This window comes from Candidatus Omnitrophota bacterium, assembly GCA_016209275.1.
Lineage (GTDB): Bacteria > Omnitrophota > Gorgyraeia > Aquiviventales > Aquiviventaceae > JACQWM01.
On the sequence record JACQWM010000022.1, the window covers coordinates 1 to 20,494 of the forward strand.

Consider the following 20,494-nt stretch of genomic DNA (forward strand, 5'->3'; position numbering starts at 1 on the left):
TGTGCACGCATAAGTGACTGAGTCGCCTCCTCCGAGGGGACTCCGCGATGGGAGTCAGGGAACGGTCGCAACGCCTCAGGGCGTTCACGACCGATCGCATGGGTCGGAGTTTGGGTGTTGCAGAGCGTTTTCATAAGTGGATCATGGCAAGCGGGAAGAAGTGCGGGGTGTGCAAGGTGGCGGCGTTGCTCGCGGCACTCGGGGCGATCAACTGGGGGCTCGTCGGCGTCTTCAACCTGAATCTGGTCGCCGCGCTGCTTGGCGAAGGGATGGGGGCGCGCATCGTCTATGGCGTGATCGGGGTGGCCGGTGTGCTAACACTGCTCGGCTCGGTCTGCTGCTGCTGTCCGTGCCAGAAGGGGAGCTGTGAGCCGAAGAAGTCATGAGTGAGAAGCAGTGGCGCATTCTCCTCGTCGACGATGAGCCCAGCATCATCAAGATGGTCGGCAAGCGGCTGGAGCTGGAAGGCTTTGAGGTCTTCACCGCGACCGACGGAGAGCAGGCGATTGAGTTCGCCACCACCCGGCACCCGGATCTGATCGTGCTGGATCTCTTGTTGCCGAAAAAGGACGGGTTTGCCGTGACCGAGACGCTGAAGAGAAATCAGAATGCCCGCGATATTCCGATCATCGCGGTCTTCAGCGGCAAGGGCGTGTTGGAAGATGAAGACCGCTGCCGCGAGCTAGGCGCTGCCGCCTATATCGAAAAAGGCCGCGGAGCGACACCGCTGGTGGAAGCCATCCGAAATCTCCTCAGTCAGACCGGGGATAATTAACCGCCGTTTGGTCTTCAATACGGCCAAGCAGCCGCAACAGGCCATCAAGCAGCGTCAGCGGATGCGGCGGACAGCCGGGAAGATACAAATCAACGGGAAGTAAGCCCTCGACGCCGTTGCGAACCTGCGCGCTGTCGCGGAATGGTCCGCCGCTGATCGCACAGGCTCCCACCGCAATGACCAACTTCGGAGATGGGATCGCTTCATACGTGTTGAGAAGTGCAACGCGCATGTTTTCCGTCACAGGCCCGGTCACGATGAGGCCGTCGGCATGGCGCGGGGAAGCGACGAATTGGACTCCGAAGCGCCCAAGATCAAATACCACATTGTTCAGCGCCTGCAGCTCCATCTCGCAGCCATTGCAACTGCCGGCGCAAACCTCGCGTAGTTTCAGCGAACGGCCGAAGAGCTTGCGCATCTTTTGATCAAGCGCATGAACGCGCGGCACTTCATCGCCCTGTAAGACCAGGTCCTGCCGTTTCGTTGACGCGAGACGATAATCGCGCGTGTACGCGATCGCGCCTTCAGGGCAGGCGTCAAGACAGTCCCGACAGAACAGGCAGCGTCCAAGGTCAAGTTGCATCGCGCCACCTGCCTGGAGAGCTTGCACCGGACAGGCGTCGGCACAGGCCTGGCAGCCATCGGGGCATTTGCTGTGATCGAGCGTTGGGCGGCCGCGAAACCGCTCCGGCAATGTCGCCAAGGCACTTGGAAACGGCAGCGTTCGGCAGCCCTGCTCAACTCGCGTCGCAAGAATCTTCAGCATCCAGATACCTTACAAATCATGCCCGGCATACGAGAGGTTAAAACTCTTGTTGCACAACGGAAAATCGGAAATCTCCCCGTTTCTCACCGCCATCGCCAACCCCATCCAATTATGGAAGGATGGGTCAATGACCTTGTATCGGGCGATGCTGCCCTGCGCATCAGTGATCGCCACGTGCACGATCTCCCCGCGCCATCCTTCCACCATGGAAAAGGCCACGCGGTTGGGCATCATCGGCGAACACGGCATGTGCAGTTCGCCTTCCGGCAGGCTGGTCAGTTGCTCACGCAGGAATACCAGGGAACGCTCAGCCTCTAGCCATCGGACCAGCGCCCGCGCGTGCACGTCTCCGGTGTCAGCCGTCATCATGGGAAGGTGGGAGAATTGATAGATGCCTGAGGGATGATCGTGCCGGACGTCACGATGGCTGCCGCAGGCCCGGGCAACTGAGCCGACAAATCCCAGCGCCTCACTGACCTGTCGTGTCACGATACCCGTGCCCTCAAACCGGTCGATGACGGACGGCGTGTCAAAGAGCATGCGTGCAAATGTTTGTAACTCCTTCTGAGCCCGTGCGAGCCGTTGCTCAAAATCAGTCCGCTGGGTTTCACTCAGGTCATACGATACGCCGCCTGGACGCAGGAAGCTTCGACCATAGCGGCTGCCGGTCAGTTCCATGAGCAGGTTGAGGAATTCGCCCCGCAACCGCCCGAAATACGCCGCGGCCGGCAGGAATCCAACATCCGTGCCAAGCGCTCCCAAATCGCCGGCGTGATTGGCCAGCCGTTCAAGCTCCAGGGCCACACCACGCAACGCCTGAGCTCGCGGGCTGATCTGGCATCCGCCGAGAGTTTCCATCGCTTCACAGAACGCGAGGCCATGGCCGATGACCGTGTCTCCAGCGATGGATTCAGCCAATATCGGCATCCGCTTTGCCGGGCTGCCTGCGAGCAGCTGTTCAACCCCGCGATGCTGATACCCGAGCTGGATTTCCAGATGGAGGATGCGCTCCCCCTGGCAGTGAAACCGGAAATGCCCAGGCTCGATGATTCCAGCATGCACCGGGCCAACCGCAACTTCATGCGTTTCCTCTCCGGTGACCTGGAAAAAGGGATAGGGGCTGCGATGAGAGCGAACAGGTTTCAGCCAGGGATGTCCTTCAGCCCTGATGGCGAATTGCTCCGCCACCTCCCGCTCAAACCCCTGCGCCTGCGGGCACTCAGGCGTCAGGGACGGATACGCATCCTGCACGATCGTGGCAATGGCGGTGCATTCCCCTGTCTCATCATGGGCGAGCAGGGCATACAGTTTCACCTTCCCATTGATGAACCGGCCGAAGAACGCCGACAGGCGCGCGCCCTCTAAAACGGCGCGAAGCACCGTGCTGCGGAATTCCTGTATCGGCAGCACCGGCAGGGCCGCCTCATCCACCGCCTGAGGATTTTTGAGGATCATGGGACTCCTCCAACGAGCTGTGCCGCATGGCTCAGCGCCGCGTTCACGCTGGGAGGCACATAGAGGCCGAGTACGAGCACAGCGATCAGTAACGCCAGGGGCACACCCACCAGCAACCCTGATTCTCTTCCTGCGTGCGGGCTGCCGGTCGCCATATCCGCAGGCTGGCCCTGAGCCATTGGCAGAATAATAGCCCCCATGCCAAGAAAGACCACTGCCAGCAAGATGAGATACAGGGCAGCGACCACCATGCGGCCCTGGCTGACGGCGGCATTCAAGATCGTGAATTCGCTCAGGAATAGCCCAAAGGGAGGAGCGCCGGTGATCGCAAAAAACCCGCCGAGCAGCAGCGCTCCAGACACAGGCAGACGGCGCAAAAGGCCTCTGACGTCAGCGGCAAGCTTCGTCCCGTGAGCCAGGAGAATATTGCCTGCCACGAAGAACAGCAGCGCTTTCGTCAGCGAGTGGTTCACCGCGTGCAGCATGGCCCCATAGGCTCCGGCCCCTCCGAGGCCGACCCCCAGCGACAGAATCCCCATATGCTCGATGCTGGAGTAAGCCAGGAGGCGCTTGTAATCTGATTGCCCGACGATGAAGACCGCCGCGACAACGAGCGAGAACACGCCAAACACCACAAGCAACTCCTGGACGAATGCGCCTAACCCGGCCGCCACACACACCTGAAAGAGACGCAGGATGCCGAGAAACGCGCAGTTGAGCAACGCTCCTGACAATAGGGCTGATGCCGGCGACGGCGCCTCGCTGTGCGCATCCGGCAGCCAGGTGTGGAACGGGGCCAGCCCCATCTTGGTGCCGTATCCGACCAGGAAGAAGAGGAAACCGCCTTTCAGCCACGGCAGATGCAGCTGGCCGGCAGCGCTGATCAGCTCGCTGACCACGAGGGAGGGTTGGTCTCCTCCTCCGTGGCCTGAGCCTGCCATGGCGACGAAAAACGTCCCTAAGAGGGCTAGGGCAATCCCCACGGAGCATAGGAGGAGATACTTCCACGTGGCCTCAAGCGACCGCTGACTGTGATGGAAATAAATCAGCGGCGCGCTGGCCAGCGTCGTGCCCTCCACGGCGACCCACAGCAATCCCAGATGTTGGCTCATGGTGACGAGGCTCATAGCGGCGAGGAATCCCAGCAGGCATCCCACAAAGGTGCGGTTGGAGCGACGGGCTTCACGGCGGAGATACTCGACGGCGTAGAGTGATGCGCATATGAACACGACGCTGACCAGCGTCAGAAATATCAGGCCGATCGCATCGAGAGCCAGCCACCCCCCCAGAAGCGGATGCGGGTCAACACGCCAGGAAAAGACCACAAGAGCCAGATGGAGGAGCGCGGTCCCGATGAGCAGCCCCAACCGCCGGCTGTTTGAGCGGAGCAGAAAAGCGCCTCCGGCGGCAAGCAGCGGAATGAGCACGAGTCCAAGCAACATCGCGGTCAGTCTTTCAGGATGGTCAGATGATACGTATCGATATGATCGAATTCCCGGCTGATGTGGTAGATGACAATCCCCATGATGAAGACGCCGGCGAAGAGATCTAGCAGGACGCCCAGCTCCACCAGCAGGGGCATGCTCTGGACGAGGGTCAGCCCGAACAGGAAGATGCCGTTCTCGAGCATCAGATACCCGAGCACCTGCGTGAGCGCTTTGGTGCGGGACACCAACACCACAAGGCTGATGAGCAGCGTGGCCATGGCGGCCGGCACCAGCAGCGATGAGGTTAGGGACGGCAGTGACGGCAGCCGGGAGGACAGGAGGAATGCCGCGACGGTGGCGATGGCTCCCACGAGCAGGGATGCCGTGAATCCAATGAGCGGCTCGATTTCAGCACGCATGGAGCCATCGCGCAAGGTACGCAGCAGCAGCCAGGGAAACAAGAATCCTTTGAGTGTTAGCATGCCTGCCGATAACGCAACCATATGGACCGCCAGGCCGCCCTGATGCAGTAGGAGCGGCAGGATGCTCAACAATACGCCTTGAAAGGCCACCGCCCGGATGCAGGCCCTGAGTCGGCTACTGCCCAGGACAAGGAAATTCAACAGCATGGCTAGCACCAGAATCAGGTCAACGCCCTGCGCCATAGCCGCCTACCTCCACACCAGCAGCAGGCCGACAGCGGCCAGCACACCTGAGGTGACGAGCAGTTGCGGCACACGGATTAAGCGAAGCCGCGCCATCGAGGACTCCACGACGCCAATGACGACCGCCAGGCCCAACAGCCCAGTGATGAGCATACTAAGATCCATCCAGGGCACGCCGATGTGCACGGGCATGAGAAGCCGGACGAGCAGGACGCCGAACAGGAACAGCTTCAGCGCACTGCCATAGAGGATGAACGCAAAATCAGGACCGCCGTGGTCGAGCACCATCACTTCATGGATCATCGTCAACTCCAGGTGAGTCGTGGGATCGTCAACGGGCATACGGGCGTTTTCCGCTAGCAGCACGAGGAAGAGGCTGGCGGCTGCCAGCGCAAGTGCCGGACCGGCCGTGCGCCAGGCCGATCCCAAGACCGGGCCGAACATCTCGGACAACTGCACGCTACCTGTCACCTTGGCGATCACCGCGAGTGCGACCAACAGCGCCGGCTCCGCCAAACTGGCAAACGTGACTTCGCGGCTGGCACCCATCCCTTCAAAGCTCGAGCCGGTATCGAGTGCTGCGAGCACGGTGATGAAGCGGGCCACGCCAACGAGATAGGCCCAGAGCACCACGTCTCCCCAGAACGAGAGGAGCGTTGAAGGTGCGGCAAGCGGGACGAACAAGGCTGCGGTCAGGAACGCCGCCAGCGAAACCAGCGGACCCGCTCGGAACACCCATGACGTGGTCCGGCTGTAGACAGCACCCTTCTGCAGGAGCTTCCACAAGTCGTAATACGGTTGCAGCACCGGCGCGCCAATGCGGCCTGTGAGGATCGCCTTCGTCTTGTGAATCACCCCCAACAACAGCGGGGGACCCCCGATCACCAAGCCAAGAGACCACAGCAGTTGGATGGCCGACATTGCGTCAGACCCCGAGTTTCCACACCAGCAGCACCACGAGCGTGAGAAAGATGTAGAGCAGATACAACTGGACCCGGCCCTGCTGCAGCCACCGAAGCGCCTCAAGGCCGCGCTTGATCCTGGCGAACAACGGGAGGAACAGGTATGTGGTTGCCACATCAGGGGTGTGGGATGTCCGGTGCGCCGAATCAGGGAAATACCCGGCAGGAGCCTGCTCGTGGGATTGTGTTCGCAAGACACTCTGAAACAGCCTCCCTAACGGCTGCGCAAAGGAGGACGCGGTGTACTGCATCTGGGCTGTCGGGGCCGCGTAGCCACAACCCCATGTGAACGCTTGGTTGATCGGCCGGGTCTTGAGTAGCAGCCGGCGCAACACGACCAGCGCAAGCGTGATGCAGAGGAGTAGCGCGGCCGTCGCGCTGACCAGCCGCAGTCCGGCCAAGGTGGAGGCGATTCCCGCAGCGTCCACCGGCAGCGATGCGCCAGTGATGGAACTGATGGCTGGCATGATGAATTGCACGACACCATGAGGCCACAGCCCAATCGCCAGACAGCTTCCTGCAAGTCCCATCATCGGGATCAGCATGGCTGGGCCGGCTTCATGAACCGAATGAGCCTGTGCTTCGCGAGGACTCCCAAGGAACACCGTGCCAAAAGCCTTGGCAAAGCACGCCGCCGCTAAGCCGCCGATCAACGCCAGCGCCGCAATACCCAGCCCGAGCCACATCCCGCTGCGCGTCGTGAACGCCAGAAACCCGTGAAACCCCCCCACGTAGATCAACCACTCGCTGATGAAGCCGTTCAACGGCGGCAGACCGCAGATGGCCGTGGCCCCGACGAGAAAGGCTGTGCCGGTCCATGGCATCGCCTTGAACAATCCGCCGAGCCGATCCAGTTCTCGCGTGCCCGTCGCATGGAGCACCGAGCCTGCCCCGAGGAACAGCAGTCCCTTGAACAGGCTGTGGTTGAGCACATGCAGGAGCGCTCCGCTGAATCCTAGCCAGCTCATCACCGGCTGCCCCGCGGACTGGCCAAGCAGCCCGATGCCCATGCCCAGCGCGATGATGCCGATATTCTCGACGCTGTGATAGGCCAGCAGCCGTTTCAAATCATGCTGGGCCAAGGCAAACGCCACACCCAGCACGCCCGAGGTCACGCCAATCATCAGGAGGGTCAGACCCCACCAGGCCGGCGGAGGACCCAGGAACGTCAGCGTCCGCAGGATGCCATAGATGCCGAGCTTGATCATCACGCCGGACATCACTGCAGAGACATGACTCGGCGCTGCCGGATGGGCTTCCGGTAACCACACATGCAGCGGCATGAAGCCGGCCTTGGTGCCAAACCCTACAAGCGCCAAAAGGAACAGGACTACCGCCAAGGTAGGCGACGCAGCGCTGATGGCCGTCAACTGATCGAAATCCATGGAACCTGCGTGCCGACCAAGCAGCGTGAAGAACACGAAGAGGAATGCTGTCCCGAGATGTGTGGCCACGAGGTAGGTCCAGCCCGCTTCCCGGACATCCTCGCGTTCATCTTCGAAGGTGACCAGGAAGAAGGAGGCCAGCGACATCACCTCCCACGCCACAAGAAACAGGACAGCGTTGCGCGCGGCCACGACCAGCGCCATCGAGGCGATCAGGATATTCAACCAAGCAGAGATCGGCCCCAGCGACCTGTGCGTGCTGAACGGTTTCAGGTACTCACTGCCGTAGATGGCGGCGAGGGCGGATACGCCGAAAATAGGCAAGAGAAAAAAGGCGCTCAACGGATCAAGGACGAGAAAGAACTCACCATACGGAACCTGCCAGGCGGCGCGAAATGGCGGCAGGGCACCCGTCGTGAGCGCATGGATGGCGGGCATCAACCCAAGGAAGCAGCCGATGACGGCTCCACCAACGCCCCAGATTGTCACCCATCGTTGGTTGCGGCCTGCCAGAGCCGCACAACCTGCTGAGACTCCCAGGATTGTGAGCGCTGAAAGAAACAGCGTCATGATTGATGTTTCCTGGCAGCCATCGTCTCAGACGCGGGTTGTAACTGCAGTTCGATGCGGGAGAAGTGCTTGAGAATCATCTCGCGGGCAGCCCGCGGATGTAAGGTGTTCCGCAAGGCGGCATCATGGAGCACGAAGGCGAGCCGTGACAGCAGGGTCAGATGCATGCGCACAGTCGGGGTGACCAACGTGAAGAGCATTGAGACCGGTTTGCCGTCGAGGGCATGAAAGTCCACCGGCTGGCGCAGGAAGGCCAGCGAGACGAGCGGGGTGGGCACGCGCAGGACGATGGGGTTACGGACGTGAGGCACGGCGATGCCTTCCCCGATGCCTGTTGATCCGAGTCGCTCACGGGCCAGCAGCATCCGCAGGAGGAAGATCCGGTCAATCTCCGGAGGCAATGGCAATTGGCCGACGAGTTCTTTGAGCGCCATCCGCATGTCCTTCCCTGGCAGGTCATGCACAATCCCGCCCCGTTCCAGCGCTTGTGTGAGCATCAGCAGGCGCGAGGGCGCCGGTGATAAAGGAATGCCCTCCGCGGTCGCCCACTCCAGCAACTGACTCTGATTGAAGCGATAATGCTCACGGACTCGGTGCGCCGGAAGCCCCCTGGTCTTGATCCACTGATGGAGCGTGTCCGGTGTGACGTTCAAGAGTGCGGCGGCTTCACGAATGTTCAATACCATGGAAGTGACGAGGATACGGTTACGACAAGGATGCGCAACCGCACGGGGTGGGTGAGCACCTTCACGAACGCGTTATCGACTCCTCGATTCACCTATGAGCATATAACGATGAAAAATTTTGTCAAGAGTGAGACGAAGAGAGCGTGACTTGCAGCGCCAGGGGGTGTTTGGCGTGGAGCCGTTCAAGCAGGCCGCGATCGATGCGCGCGCCTCCTGTGGGCCGCCGAACGCAGCGAAGGCGCTTGCCCTCCACGCGAATCTCCTGGACCATCGATGATGCTCCAACGCGATGCGGAGAAGCGTGGTAGCGGATCAGCAGCCGGTGTTGGGCGAACGTGCATTCGACGGCGAGCTCACGGCGGTTGCCGAAATCTTCGCGGGTCAGCTGCGGATCCAAGACGAGATGGCCGTCCTCGCCTCGCACGCCGTAGACTTGGGTCAGCAGCAGGTCGATCAGCCATGAGGCTGAGCCGGTCAGATACCCGTACATCCCGCGACCTTCGGCATTGAAATATTCCGGCAGGCCGGGCAACAGCTTCGCCGCCGGCGCATTCGCGAGACGATACAGCGCGTGCCAGACCTCGCGTCCCGCCTGGGGCTTTCGCCGCACGTACAACGCATACGCGTACATCACCGCCATGTGGCTGAAGATGGCGCCATTTTCCTTCTCGCCGTAGGCGAACGCAAACGCCCGCCCCAACGACGGCTGTGGTACTCCGAAATTGGTGTTGAGCCGAATGCCTCCGCGCCGCGGATCGCGCAGAAAGCGATTGACGGCGCGGATGGCGCGATCGACCTGCTCATCGGTGGCGATGCCGGACATGATCGGAAACACCTGGCCGGTCAGCGTCATCCTTACCCGCCCATCCCTCACACCCTCAACGCGGCGGCCGGCGTTATCGTAGTAGCCGTTGAACCAGCCCTCGCCCTTCGCGGTGACCCACTCCTGCCGCTGGATCCTTCGCGCGAGGTCGTCATGTTTCTGTGTCAGGTCGCGCGCGAGATCCGCGAGAGGCACGCGCGCCGTGCGCCCGGACACGTCGCGGCTCACGCGTTGAAGATAGGCCTCAAGGCGCCGGCGTTTCGCGGACGAGCTGGCGTAGTTGACGCGCGCTCCTCGCGGCAGCCGGTCCAGCAACAGCAACAGCTCCTCCGGCACGTCGAGGGCGGCGATGCCTCGCGCGCGCAGCCGCTCGGCGAGCCGTGCCAGCCGCTGCAGGTTCCACGCGTACAACGAGGTGAAGGCCACCGATTCTCCTCGTTCGGCCGCCATGTCCAGCCCATCGTTCCAATCCGCGCCCTCCAGGCGGCAGACATTGTGCTCGCCGACGTTGAAAAACGCGGTCAGGTGCTGGACCAGCAGATGCTGCAGCACCGACCCGCGGAAGATGTTTCCGCGCCGCGTGCGCAATTGAAATCCGTACGCTTCGGTCCATCCCTCATCGCGCCTCCGGCAGCGGAACAGCTGCGGGTCGCGGAAATAGGCTCGCGGCTCCAGCAGGAATCGAAGATCGCCGGTGTGATCAAGATAGCGCAGGATCGCGTGGGTCGGCCACGCCCCATGATCCATCCAGGTGCGAGGAATATGATTGCGGTCGGCGATGAAGCGGCCGTCGCGCCCAATAATGGTGGCGTTGGAGCCGTCAATCCGCACCCCGCCGATATTGTGCAACAGCATCGGCTTGACCGCCGCCGGATCAGACAGCAGCAAGGCCAACCCATCTTGCCACAAATCCCGCCAGCCGCGCCCGCCGCGGCCATAGTCAAATTGCGGAAGGAAAGAATTGCCGTAGAGCCGGCGCAGGACCGGTTGGATATTCACCCAGGAGAGCCAGCCGTTGAGCGCTCGATCTGCGGTTGAAAAGCACACGCGGCGCGACTGCTCTTGCCAGAAGGCCTGCGTGGCGCGAAGGGAGCGCGCCGCCGACGCTGGGTGTTTGGCCCAACGGGTCCATCGGCGCGGCCTGTCCGGATCGCGGGAAATCCCGGACAGCAGCAGGTAGTGAGTGCTGGCACCCGGGGCCAGCCGGCAGGAGGAGAAGCGGAACGCCCCGATCGCCTCGCGGCCGCCCAGGTCTTTTTGACGATACCGAGGGGCGCGCTGCTGCTGCCAGACCGCGGCGGGTGACACGAATGTTCCGCACGGCCCAAGAAAATCTTCCTCGCGCGCCCAGACGTCCGTCGGTGCTTGGCCCCGCGGTCCGAAGGCCAAGACCGTGTACAGGGTGCGATTCGGCCGGTGTCCCCGCTCATCAAACGACATCACCGGTTTCACCATGACGCCATGCGGGATGATGCGCATTCGGTGGAGCAGCACCGTCACATGCCGGTGATCGCGCGCGTGATCGGCCGAGCGGCAAAACATCGGGATGGCGGCATACGGCATGAATCGCAGCGGCCGCGCGGAAGTGTTGGTCACGGTGATGCGCATCAGCTCAATCGGTTCAGGCCTGTCGGCTGGGCACCATAACGTGATGGTGACCGTAAAGCGTGATGTCCGTGTGGCGAGCTGAAACCATCCAGGGCCCATATCGATGGTGCGGTTGGCGGCTGTGGCGGCCGACCATGGAGTCTTCCGAGGCTCAACAATCCAACAATTCCGCCGAATCAGCGTATGCGGCAGGTCTTCCGCCGTCAGAGGCGGGGTCAGATACTCATGATGGCTGAGGGCCAGCCCGCCTTGCAGCGTCGGTGAGGTCCAGGACAACGCGCCCCCTTCGTTGGCAAGAGGGACATAGCAACGGCTGATGGTGGCCGTATGATCGGTGCTCAGCGCTGACATGAGGAACCCTATTGTAGCACACGTGCGATGGTTCTTGATTCCTGCGCGCCCCGTTGTAGTATATGAGATAAATCATAGACGTTGGGTTTCCTCCTCAGGCCGAAAGTCTGGTCTTGACTTTCCAGCCACTGGAACGTGTATCATGCCTGATCATGGCGCAGTATCAGATTGGTGAAATCGCCAAGAAGGTGGCGCTTACTCCAAAAACCATTCGGTACTATGAAGCCATCGGCTTGCTGCCGAAAGCCTCCCGGACCCTCTCCGGCTATCGGGCGTATGACGCGACGACCCTCGACCGGCTCGAGTTTATCCGGAAAACCCAGCACCTTGGGCTGCGCTTGCGAGAGATTCGAGACGTGGTGCAGCTTTTGGAGAGCCGGCAATGCCCCTGCCGCGCGGTCGAGCAGTTGCTAAGGCAGCGGCTCAAGGAACTGGATATTTCGAGAGCTGAGCTCCAGGGCCAGATCCGCCGCGTCAGGCACGCGCTTCGGCAAGCCCGCCGTGCGCACTGGTTGAAACACGTGCGTGCTCGCTCGCCGCGCCAGCAACCGCCGCCCACCACACCGCTCGGGTTTTTTTCCCCACGTTTCCCGCCCGCCTCGGATGCGTCCTAAGCCGCCGGCCGGCATCGGGCAGCGCCCGATCAGGTTTTCCACGGCGATGCTGCGCACGTGTGGCATCATCGCGGTTGTGGAAGTTGCGGTGATGCTGCTGCTATCGTTGGCGGGGCTGCGCGCGAGCGCGTGGCTCAGTCTCGCAGATGGGGTTCTGCTGAGCCTCTTGAGCGCGCCGGCGCTCTATCGCTGGGTGATCCGGCCGAGCCGCTTGAGGGAGCAGACGCTGCGGGAGAACGAGGAGCGCTTCCGCCTGGTCGTCGAATCGGTCCCCAGCGCCATCCTGCTGGTTGACCACGCAGGAAACATCACGTTCGCCAACTCGCAGGTGGCGCGCCTCTTCGGCTACGCGCCCGAGGAGCTCATCGGCCAGTCGGTCGAGCTCCTCGTGCCAGAGCGCTTCAGACACACGCACCCCAGCTACGCCAAGGCATTTTTTGCTCATGCGAAACCCCGCGTGCTGGGCGCCGGCCGCATTCTGCTTGCCCGACGGAAGGACGGGACAGAAATTCCCTTTGAGATCGGGCTCAACCCCATGGAGACTCCCGAGGGCGCGCGCGTCCTGGCCGTCCTCATCGACATCACCGATCGCAAGCGGAATGAAGCCATGCTCGTGGAGAACATCTCCGAACTGGAGCGATTCAAACATGTGACCGTTGACCGCGAGAACCGCATGATCGAGCTGAAACGCGAAGTGAATGACCTCTCCCAAGCACTCGGACGTCCAGCGCCGTACGATGTCAGCTTTGAAGCGCTGAAACGCTCGCTCCCATCATCCGGATGAGAGCCCGACATCCGGCGAGCGGAGGCATCGCCCTTGCCACGGCGACGTTTGGCGTCTTGCTGACCGCCACGTGGTTCGCATGGCGATACACGCTGCACGTCCGTTCGGCGCTTGCCGCGAAACGGTTTGAGCAGAGGGCGGCCGAGATCACCGCGGACTTGGATCAGCGGCTGAAGCTGTATGTGAGCCTGTTGCAGGGCGTTCAAGGGTTGTATGCCGCGAGCCGGTCGGTGGAGCGCGATGAATTCGTGACGTATGTGAACCGGGTCAACCAGATCGCGCCCTACCCAGGGGCGGTTGGGATCCGCTTCGTTGAACGCGTGCCGGCCGATGCGGTCGACGCATTCATCCAGCGAGTGCGAACCGACACCAGCGTGCATGCGGAGGGCTACCCGGAGTTTCAGATCCACCCGCCTGGCCAGCGGGAAGAATACTACGTGAACACGTACCTCTACCCGATGAACCAGGGTGACTCGGCGCTGGGCTTCGATATTCGCACCGAGGCCTCTCGCAGAGAGGCGTGCGAGCGAGCCAGAGATAGCGGCGAACTCAGCGCCACCGGGCGGATGATCTTCTCGCAGGATCAGGGCAAGCCAGAGTCGAGTATTCGGCTGGTCTTGCCGATCTACCGCAACGGGGTGCCGCACGGCACGCCGGAGCAGCGGCGAGCCGCGCTGCAAGGGTTTGTCACATCGGTGATCCATGCGCAGGCCCTGGTGGCCGAGGCGGTCAGGATCAGGGCCCTGGCGCCGGAATGGGACGTTGAAATCTTCGATGGCGCGCTGCTCGATGGCGAGCATCGGTTGTATGACGTTCATCCGGCGACCGAGGCGGCGCGCCCCATCGCAGGCGGCTTGCAGCGGGCAACGACCGTGGGGGTGGGCGGACGGACATGGACCCTGATCTTTGCCACTCCATCGCGGCCGGAACTGCCCCGCCTTGAGGAGTTCCTCCCCTGGATGGTGTTGGGAATCGGAGCGCTGTTAAGCGGGCTGGTATCGATGCTGGTCCACGTCCTGACCACGGCCAAAAACCGCGCCGCGGCCTTGGCCGAACGGATGACGGCGAATCTTCGCCAAACCGCCAACGCCTTGCAGGCGGTGGTGCAGGCCTCGCCTGTCGCCATCCTGTCCATGAATGCGCAGGGCGAGGTCCTAACGTGGAACCCTGCGGCGGAGCGCTTGTTCGGGTGGAGCGAGCAGGAGGTTGTTGGCAAGCTCGTGCCGATCGTGCCCGAGGGTCGCCAGGAGGATTTCCGTACGGTGATGCAAGAGGAACTGGCCGGCACGGGCCACGCGCTTGAGCGGCCGTGCCTGCGCAAGGACGGTTCACTGGTGGAGGTGAGCGTCTTGGCCGCGCCGCTGCGGAATGCGAACGGGGCGATCATCGGCGTGCTGTCGCTGCTCACCGACATCACCGAGCGCAAGCGCTCCGAAGAGCAATTGCGCCAGGCGAACGTGGACTTGCTGAAGCGGGAACGGGCGGTGCTCAATGTGCTGGCGGATTTGAAAAACTCCCACGAGCGCTTGCAGATGGCGCAAACACAGCTCATCCAGGCCGAGAAGATGAGCGTGGTGGGGCGGCTGGCCAGCGGGATCGCCCATGAGGTGAAAAATCCGCTGCAGGTCATCACGCAAGGGGTCGACTATCTCCAGGGCGAATTGCCGTCAGACGACAGGCGGTATGCCGAGGCGATTCACCTGATCAGAGACGCGGTCATCCGGGCGGATCGGATCGTCCGCGAGCTCTTAAGCTACTCCCGCCCCTCGCGCCTTCAGCTCTCCCCGGTGGCCCTCCATGCGTTGGTGTCAAAATCGCTTGAGCTCCTCGGCCGCCAAGCCGCCGTCGGCAACGTGCAGATCCTCATCGAGGTGCCTGAGACGCTGCCGATGGTGATGCTGGATGACAACCAAATGCAGCAAGTCTTCATCAATCTCATCGTCAACGCCCTTCACGCCATGCCGGCCGGAGGGACCTTGACGATCCGCGCTGCTGAGCGGCTGTTGGCGGCTGATGATCCGCTCACCCGCCTAAGGCTGGGAGAGTTTCAAGCGGGCGAGCGCGTAGTGGTGTGCGAGGTGCAGGATACCGGCATCGGCATCCCGGAGGACGCGCTGAGCAAAGTCTTCGACCCATTTTTCACCACCAAGCCGCCCGAAGAAGGCACAGGGTTGGGGTTGTCCATCAGCCGGGCGATCATCGAGCACCACCGCGGGGCCATTGTTTTGCGCAGTGCGCCCGGGCAGGGGACCACCGTGGCGATGGCGTTTCACATCTAAGGCCGAGCGCCCGTCGCGCTCGGCATTCCGCGGCGACCCCGATGGTCGCCGCTTCAGAGGAACGCATGGCGAGGAAAAAAATTCTGCTGATCGATGACGAACCGTCGATCTGCAAGTTCACCAAGCTCAATCTCGAGCGGGACGGCGCCTTCGAGGTGACGACGGCTTGCTCAGGCAAAGAGGGATTGGAGAAAGCGCTCACCGAGCCCTTCGACCTCGTCATCACCGATTTTCGGATGCCGGAGATGGACGGCAAGGCGGTGTTAGATGCGCTGAAAGCGGCCAGGCCAGAGTGCCCAGTCGTCTTGTTTTCGATCTACCATGACGACGCCTCCGCCATGACCGTGGACATCCGCAACAAGGCCGACGGGATCATCAGCAAACCCATCGATAACGCCGCGCTGCTTCGGACGATCAGCGAGGCGCTCTCGAGGAAGCCGCGCCCGCAGCCGCCAGCGTCATCTCAATCGACGCCGCCTCGCCCTGGCGGATCTGCTCGGCGTAGGGTGCCGGGATGATGCCGCCGGGGATGTCGACTTGGCGCCCATCGCGCAGGGTAAGCTGTGCTGCGCTCGGTTGCACCGCCTTGGCTCCGAACGTTGAGCGGTGCCACGGATTGCGGTACGTCACGCGCGTCGCGCCAAGAAAAGTGAACGACAATCGTCCGGCCTGATCGAAGAGTTTGCCGTGCAGGATAGGAGCGAATCGCAGCTCCAGCTGCCCCCGGCTGTTCACCCCGCCCTTTCCTGAAAAGGCGGGGTTCATCTGAAACGGGGCGCGCCCTACCATCATCCACAGCCACATCTGCAAGAACTCCGCCGTGGCCCCGGAGAGGCGCGCCACGAACCCCGCCCCATGCAGCGAGGCATCGGCGTGCGCGCTGCTGACTAAGAATGAGCTGTTTTCCAGGATGCTGCGCCCATACCGCGCCGGGGGCTGGAAGGGAATCAGCGCGTTGAAGAACTCCTCGTAGAACTCCTCGTGCAGCCCGCAGCGCAGCAGCTCAAGCAGAAATTTGTACTCCATGTGCAGCCAGATCGACGCATGCTCAAGCCAGCCAGGGCTAAAGACGCGGCAGCGGCCGATGTCTTCAGGCTCCTTGGTGAGCAGCTCGCAGACACGGTACATCTTCAGCCGCGCGTCGTACAGCGGGCTTTTGCGCGCTGCGCGGTACAGCGCCCGGGCCTTGGCTGGGCGCGGCTCCTGCCTCAGCGCATGGACGAGGCCTTCAAGAAAGAGGGGCAGCGCGCGCGAGCGGCGGCGCTTTAGGGTGATCGCCGGATGCGGCCCGGTGGATTCGGCGTAGGCGAGCGCTTCATGCGTGAAGTAGCTCAGAGGGAGCCCGCCTGCCGCAGCACTGCTTTTAGCGATGCCGCGCGAGACGTTGCCGATGCCGGCCTGCAAGAACCGCAGCAGCCGGTCGATGGCGAACGCGTCTTCTTGTCCCGACCATCCGAGCCGGATCTGCTCGCGGTACGCTTCCTTCGCCGAGGCACTTGCCTCCCAGTACTGCGCCTGCGGCTGGGCGAGGGCTTGCTCAAGCTGGCTGATGAAGGCGGCCAACTCCTCCGGCACGGCGATTGAGGCGGAGAGCGGAGGGTGCCGCGCGGCCAACGCCTGGGAAAGACATTGCATCCAGCGCTTCAGCTCGAACGTTTCGCATAACGATGAGCCGAAGAGGCCGGGCAGGCCGTTGAGCGCGTCATACCAATTGGGCTTATCCGCCTCCATCTCGATGCCAAGTCCGGAGGGATCGAGCGAGGCCAGCTTATTGGCGATGACCGCCAGCATCTTCACCGCCAGCGTCGTCGTGTAGACCGGCCCGCGGCCGTGCTCGGCGCGCATCCGGTGCGGGTCCTCGGTTCTGCCATGCACCAGCGCATGCTTTTCCGGATCCAGGCGCACCGCATGGAATTGGCGCGCGACGCCTTTGGCGAGGACGTACTTTTTTGCGCGCGGCAGCACGACGTGCGTGTTGTCATAGAACGTGAAGACGCGCTCCTCCAGCAAGAGTGCGCGCAGCCGGTCGGGGTAGAGGGCCAGATAACTTTCCAGCAGATCGAGGTTGTACGTCCAGTGGTCGGTCCAGAATCCCTCGCCGTGCTCGGCGTCTTCCACCGCCCGGGCCCTGGCGATGATCCGGGGGAGGAACTGCTCAGGCGGCTCGGAGAGTTTCACGTCGCAGCGGCTGATGTGGTCCAGCAGCTCCCCAGGGGTGAACGGTTTGGAGAGGATCTTCCCAAGCGCTGGATACCGATGCAGCTCTTCGGCCGGGGCGAGGAAGCGCAGGCCCTTATAGATGAGCGGATTAAACCCATCCGCCTGCAGCAAGTTGAACATGGCGATGAGGGTGCTCTCGCCGACTTGGGGGTAGAACCAGGCGTCGGTTCGCCGGTTCTGATTGACGTCGCGATAGTTGGCGTTGCCCTGGGAAAACGGGGTCGCCGGCACGACGAACTGGTTGTAATCGCGCTCAAGATCGCCGTGCTTGCGGCCAAAGACGTAGAGCGTTTTCCCGCCGAGAGCGGCCGGGGCCCCGCCGCGCATTACGTTATCCAGAAATGTTTGGCGGCAATACAGGTCAAACGCCGGCAGGCCGCTGGCGGTGGCGATGGGCTGGGTGATCTGGTCAATCAACTGCTGGTTCTCCTGGCGCTTGCGCAGGAAAAAGTCCGGCGAGGTGATCGCTGCCAGCAGGGCGTTGAGGCGCTTCAGGTGCTGGATGTGGCCGAAGAGCGACGCGACCGTTCGGGATTCGCCGGGACGCAGCGCGGTCTTCAGATAGCCCATGGCGCATGGCGTTTTTTCCGAGACGAGCTGATGCGCCGGCGCGCGGAAGGATGCGTCAAGAAATCGCTCAGGGATCGTGAAATCTTCGTGGCATCCGAAGATCAGCGCTGGATCCACGATGGGCTCAAGCAGCCGCGAGCGCGTTCCGTCGTGCGCGCACGCGACGTAGAAGTTGCCCGCGTGGATGGGCACGACTTCCGGCCGGTCATGGGGCTCCACTTTCAGCCGAAAGAACGGGGCCCGGCGGCCCACATTATCGACGCGCACCCACGCCTCGATCGTCCGGCTCATGTTCTTCAAAAAATAGTCCTGCATGCCGTAGGGGATGATGGCCGGCAATCCATCCAGCAGCTCCAGGGCAAGCGGCGCGCGTCCGCGGTTGGTGAGCGTGAGCACGCGGGCGAGCGCGGCAAACGGCTCGTGGGGAATGGTGAAGTACTGCACGCGCGTCTCGAGGTTGAGCCCGTGATGCCGCTCCTCGAGCTCTAGTTCGTGCCTGCGGATGCGCATGCGCTGGGTGGTGGCACTGTCCTTGCCGGTGGCCGAGGCGCGAAACGGCTCATAGACCGTCTGCCGACGGCCCGCGGAGAGCTTCACGAACGTGCGGAATCCCTGCTGCGGCGTAGCGCGGTACGCCTTATTCGCCGGCAGGAATTCCATGATGGGGTGATCTTTGTTCTGGGTGCCGAAGCCGGCGATCCCCTGGCCGCGGTTGACATAGAACACCCACATCGGGATGCCCCACACGCCGGCGATGCCCGGCAAGAAGCTGGCAAACGGGCGAGCCCGGAGGTAGTCCTCAATGACGAAGCTGTCGCGGTCGAGCCGATACGAGATCATGAGCCGTTATTGTACCAAAATTTCCTTCGAGCCCCTACGGCGTTTCTGACTCCTTAACACTCCCCCGGCATCCGTGACAAAGTTGTCATCCAAAAGTCACGGCGCCGTCATTTTCCTCTAGTAATATCCAACTAAGACATACGACAACACAAGGAGGACCACGATGAGGAATGTCCAGGAGTGGGTGGTGTCAGGGCTGGTGGTGACGGCGGCGGTTATCGGGAGCGCGCTCGAGGCGACGGCGATCGAGCCAACGACGAAGACGGAACACCCCTCGCCAGAACCAATTCAAATCGTTGCGGCCATCGCCATCGATCCAGCGACCGTGGCGAAGCGAAAGGCCGTGAGCGTTCACGTGAAAGTCGATAACTTTACGCTGGTCGATCCGGCAGAAGCGCAAGAGCACCCTGCGCAAGCCGAGGGCCATCTGCATTATCGCGTTGATCAGGGACCCGTCATCGCCACGACGGCGACCAAACTGAGTTTCCATGATTTATCCTCAGGCGATCATGTGATTACCGTGCAACTGGCGGCCGATGACCATACGCCCATCGGTCCGCCGCAAGTCCTGACGGTTAAAATTCCATGACGCTGTCATAAGCAAGCACAAGGGAGGAGCGCGCCATGAAAGATGAGCCGAAAAAACGGTGTGTGGAATGCGGATTAGGCGAGGTGGCTTGGAAAGGCAATCAGGGTCTGGGGCGCATTCTGGCGGGGGAATGGTACTGCTGCCAAGGATGCGCTGAAGGGACGAACTGCAGCTGCATTGAGCAACCGGAGGAACCTGGGGAAGGCGCCGCCCATGGCGCGAACGTGACGCGGAGTCGGAGGAAGGGTTAGTCGTCAACCGAAGCCGCGGTTGCCACGATGGCAGCCGCTTCAGAGGAGGAGACGATGGACGCACCGAAGGTAGGATTGATGAGCTCAATCAAGCAGGGCATTGTGGAAGCGATCAAAGGGACCGAAGAGATCGCGACCACGATCGTCGATGCCGTGGCTCATACCATGGTCAGTGCTCTGAAAGGCACGGCTCAGGTCACCACCTCCGCGGCGAACGCGATCTCGGATGTGGTTCGAGGGGCCTTCCATGCTGTCGTAGAAGTCGGAGGCGATATCGGCTCGACCACCAAAGGAGTGGTCCTTGGCGTCCTTCGCGGTACGAAAGAAACTGGTGGGGCAACACTTGAGATGATCGGCCAGCTTGGAGAGACGGTCATCAAGGCCACCGCAGAAGTGACCGGCGATCTTGGGACGGCGGCGAAGCAACTCATCGAGGGTGTCATTGAAGGTGCGAAAGAGCTGGGTCTTGATGTCACCGCAGCCGCATCGGCGGCAGCGAATGGTGCCATCAAGGCGGCAAGTGAAATCGGTTCGGAAGCCGGGCAGAAAGTTCGCCATGCCCTCACCGGGACCATTGCCGGAGTGAAAGTTGTCCTAAAGGAGCCATTTAAAAAATAGGAGGTCGCAATGGAAGGATGGGTGTGGTTCTTGCTGATTGGGCTGATGGCCGGATGGCTCGCAGGCCTGATCATGGAAGGCCGCGGGTTCGGCATGCTGGGAGATATCGTGGTCGGGATCATCGGGGCAGTGTTCGGCGCGTGGCTTTTTCGCGTGATCGGACTTGCGGCCTATGGGTTCGTCGGCTCATTGGTCACCGCACTCGCCGGCGCGATCGCCCTGTTGGCCCTGATTGGCGTTGTCAAACGAGCCTGAC

At 62.2% G+C, this 20,494-nt stretch carries 18 protein-coding genes; 9 read left to right on the forward strand and 9 right to left on the reverse strand.

Going from position 1 to position 20,494, the window contains the following annotated elements; genetic code table 11:
• Window positions 1-98: 98 nt before the first annotated feature.
• The gene (locus HY737_03360) at window positions 99-386 is read left to right on the forward strand and encodes a DUF378 domain-containing protein (GenBank protein MBI4597420.1); all 288 of its coding nucleotides are present in this window, start codon (window positions 99-101) and stop codon (window positions 384-386) included.
• On the forward strand, window positions 383-775 hold the full coding sequence (locus HY737_03365) for a response regulator (GenBank protein MBI4597421.1): 393 nt from the start codon (window positions 383-385) through the stop codon (window positions 773-775). The genes HY737_03360 and HY737_03365 overlap by 4 nt, the downstream gene beginning before the upstream one ends.
• Here the strand turns inward: HY737_03365 and nuoB are convergent.
• The 8 genes from nuoB to HY737_03405 form a co-directional block, all read right to left on the reverse strand.
• Entirely contained in the window at window positions 753-1,541 is a 789-nt protein-coding gene (gene nuoB, locus HY737_03370; GenBank protein MBI4597422.1) for an NADH-quinone oxidoreductase subunit NuoB, read from the reverse strand. The genes HY737_03365 and nuoB overlap by 23 nt on opposite strands.
• A gap of 9 nt (window positions 1,542-1,550) precedes the next feature.
• A complete protein-coding gene (locus HY737_03375; protein ID MBI4597423.1) occupies window positions 1,551-2,996 on the reverse strand; it encodes an NADH-quinone oxidoreductase subunit C in 1,446 nt (481 codons plus the stop codon).
• Complete coding sequence (locus HY737_03380; protein MBI4597424.1) at window positions 2,993-4,438, reverse strand: hydrogenase; 1,446 nt, start codon at window positions 4,436-4,438, stop codon at window positions 2,993-2,995. The genes HY737_03375 and HY737_03380 overlap by 4 nt, the downstream gene beginning before the upstream one ends.
• Window positions 4,439-4,443: 5 nt before the next feature.
• Complete coding sequence (locus HY737_03385) at window positions 4,444-5,088, reverse strand: hydrogenase (protein ID MBI4597425.1); 645 nt, start codon at window positions 5,086-5,088, stop codon at window positions 4,444-4,446.
• A gap of 6 nt (window positions 5,089-5,094) precedes the next feature.
• Complete coding sequence (locus HY737_03390) at window positions 5,095-6,009, reverse strand: NADH-quinone oxidoreductase subunit H (GenBank protein MBI4597426.1); 915 nt, start codon at window positions 6,007-6,009, stop codon at window positions 5,095-5,097.
• Between the two features lie 4 nt (window positions 6,010-6,013).
• The gene (locus HY737_03395) at window positions 6,014-8,005 is read right to left on the reverse strand and encodes a hydrogenase (GenBank protein MBI4597427.1); all 1,992 of its coding nucleotides are present in this window, start codon (window positions 8,003-8,005) and stop codon (window positions 6,014-6,016) included.
• Window positions 8,002-8,691 (reverse strand): PTS sugar transporter subunit IIA, encoded by a 690-nt coding sequence (locus HY737_03400; protein ID MBI4597428.1) that lies wholly within the window; start codon window positions 8,689-8,691, stop codon window positions 8,002-8,004. Before HY737_03400 ends, HY737_03395 begins: the two co-directional genes overlap by 4 nt.
• A gap of 121 nt (window positions 8,692-8,812) precedes the next feature.
• A complete protein-coding gene (locus tag HY737_03405) occupies window positions 8,813-11,473 on the reverse strand; it encodes a cellobiose phosphorylase (GenBank protein MBI4597429.1) in 2,661 nt (886 codons plus the stop codon).
• 152 nt (window positions 11,474-11,625) lie between these two features.
• Between HY737_03405 and HY737_03410 the strand changes: the two genes are divergently transcribed.
• From HY737_03410 to HY737_03425, 4 genes are read left to right on the forward strand one after another with little or no spacing between them, the layout of a single operon-like run.
• A complete protein-coding gene (locus HY737_03410) occupies window positions 11,626-12,087 on the forward strand; it encodes a MerR family transcriptional regulator (GenBank protein ID MBI4597430.1) in 462 nt (153 codons plus the stop codon).
• Window positions 12,077-12,871, forward strand: a complete 795-nt coding sequence (locus HY737_03415; protein ID MBI4597431.1) for a PAS domain S-box protein — start codon at window positions 12,077-12,079, stop codon at window positions 12,869-12,871. Before HY737_03410 ends, HY737_03415 begins: the two co-directional genes overlap by 11 nt.
• On the forward strand, window positions 12,868-15,150 hold the full coding sequence (locus HY737_03420; protein MBI4597432.1) for a CHASE domain-containing protein: 2,283 nt from the start codon (window positions 12,868-12,870) through the stop codon (window positions 15,148-15,150). Before HY737_03415 ends, HY737_03420 begins: the two co-directional genes overlap by 4 nt.
• 41 nt (window positions 15,151-15,191) lie before the next feature.
• Window positions 15,192-15,668: a response regulator gene (locus tag HY737_03425; GenBank protein ID MBI4597433.1), complete on the forward strand. Its 477-nt coding sequence runs from the start codon at window positions 15,192-15,194 to the stop codon at window positions 15,666-15,668.
• Here HY737_03425 and HY737_03430 read toward each other — a convergent pair.
• Window positions 15,565-18,780 carry a cellobiose phosphorylase gene (locus HY737_03430; protein ID MBI4597434.1) on the reverse strand — a complete coding sequence of 1,072 codons (3,216 nt, stop codon included), beginning with the start codon at window positions 18,778-18,780 and terminating at the stop codon, window positions 15,565-15,567. The two genes, HY737_03425 and HY737_03430, sit on opposite strands and share 104 nt — an antisense overlap.
• 163 nt (window positions 18,781-18,943) lie before the next feature.
• Between HY737_03430 and HY737_03435 the strand changes: the two genes are divergently transcribed.
• The 3 genes from HY737_03435 (at window position 18,944) to HY737_03445 (ending at window position 20,493) form a co-directional block, all read left to right on the forward strand.
• A complete protein-coding gene (locus HY737_03435) occupies window positions 18,944-19,369 on the forward strand; it encodes a hypothetical protein (protein MBI4597435.1) in 426 nt (141 codons plus the stop codon).
• A gap of 305 nt (window positions 19,370-19,674) precedes the next feature.
• On the forward strand, window positions 19,675-20,238 hold the full coding sequence (locus HY737_03440; GenBank protein ID MBI4597436.1) for a hypothetical protein: 564 nt from the start codon (window positions 19,675-19,677) through the stop codon (window positions 20,236-20,238).
• Window positions 20,239-20,247: 9 nt separating this feature from the next.
• Window positions 20,248-20,493, forward strand: a complete 246-nt coding sequence (locus HY737_03445) for a GlsB/YeaQ/YmgE family stress response membrane protein (protein MBI4597437.1) — start codon at window positions 20,248-20,250, stop codon at window positions 20,491-20,493.
• Window position 20,494 lies beyond the last annotated feature (1 nt).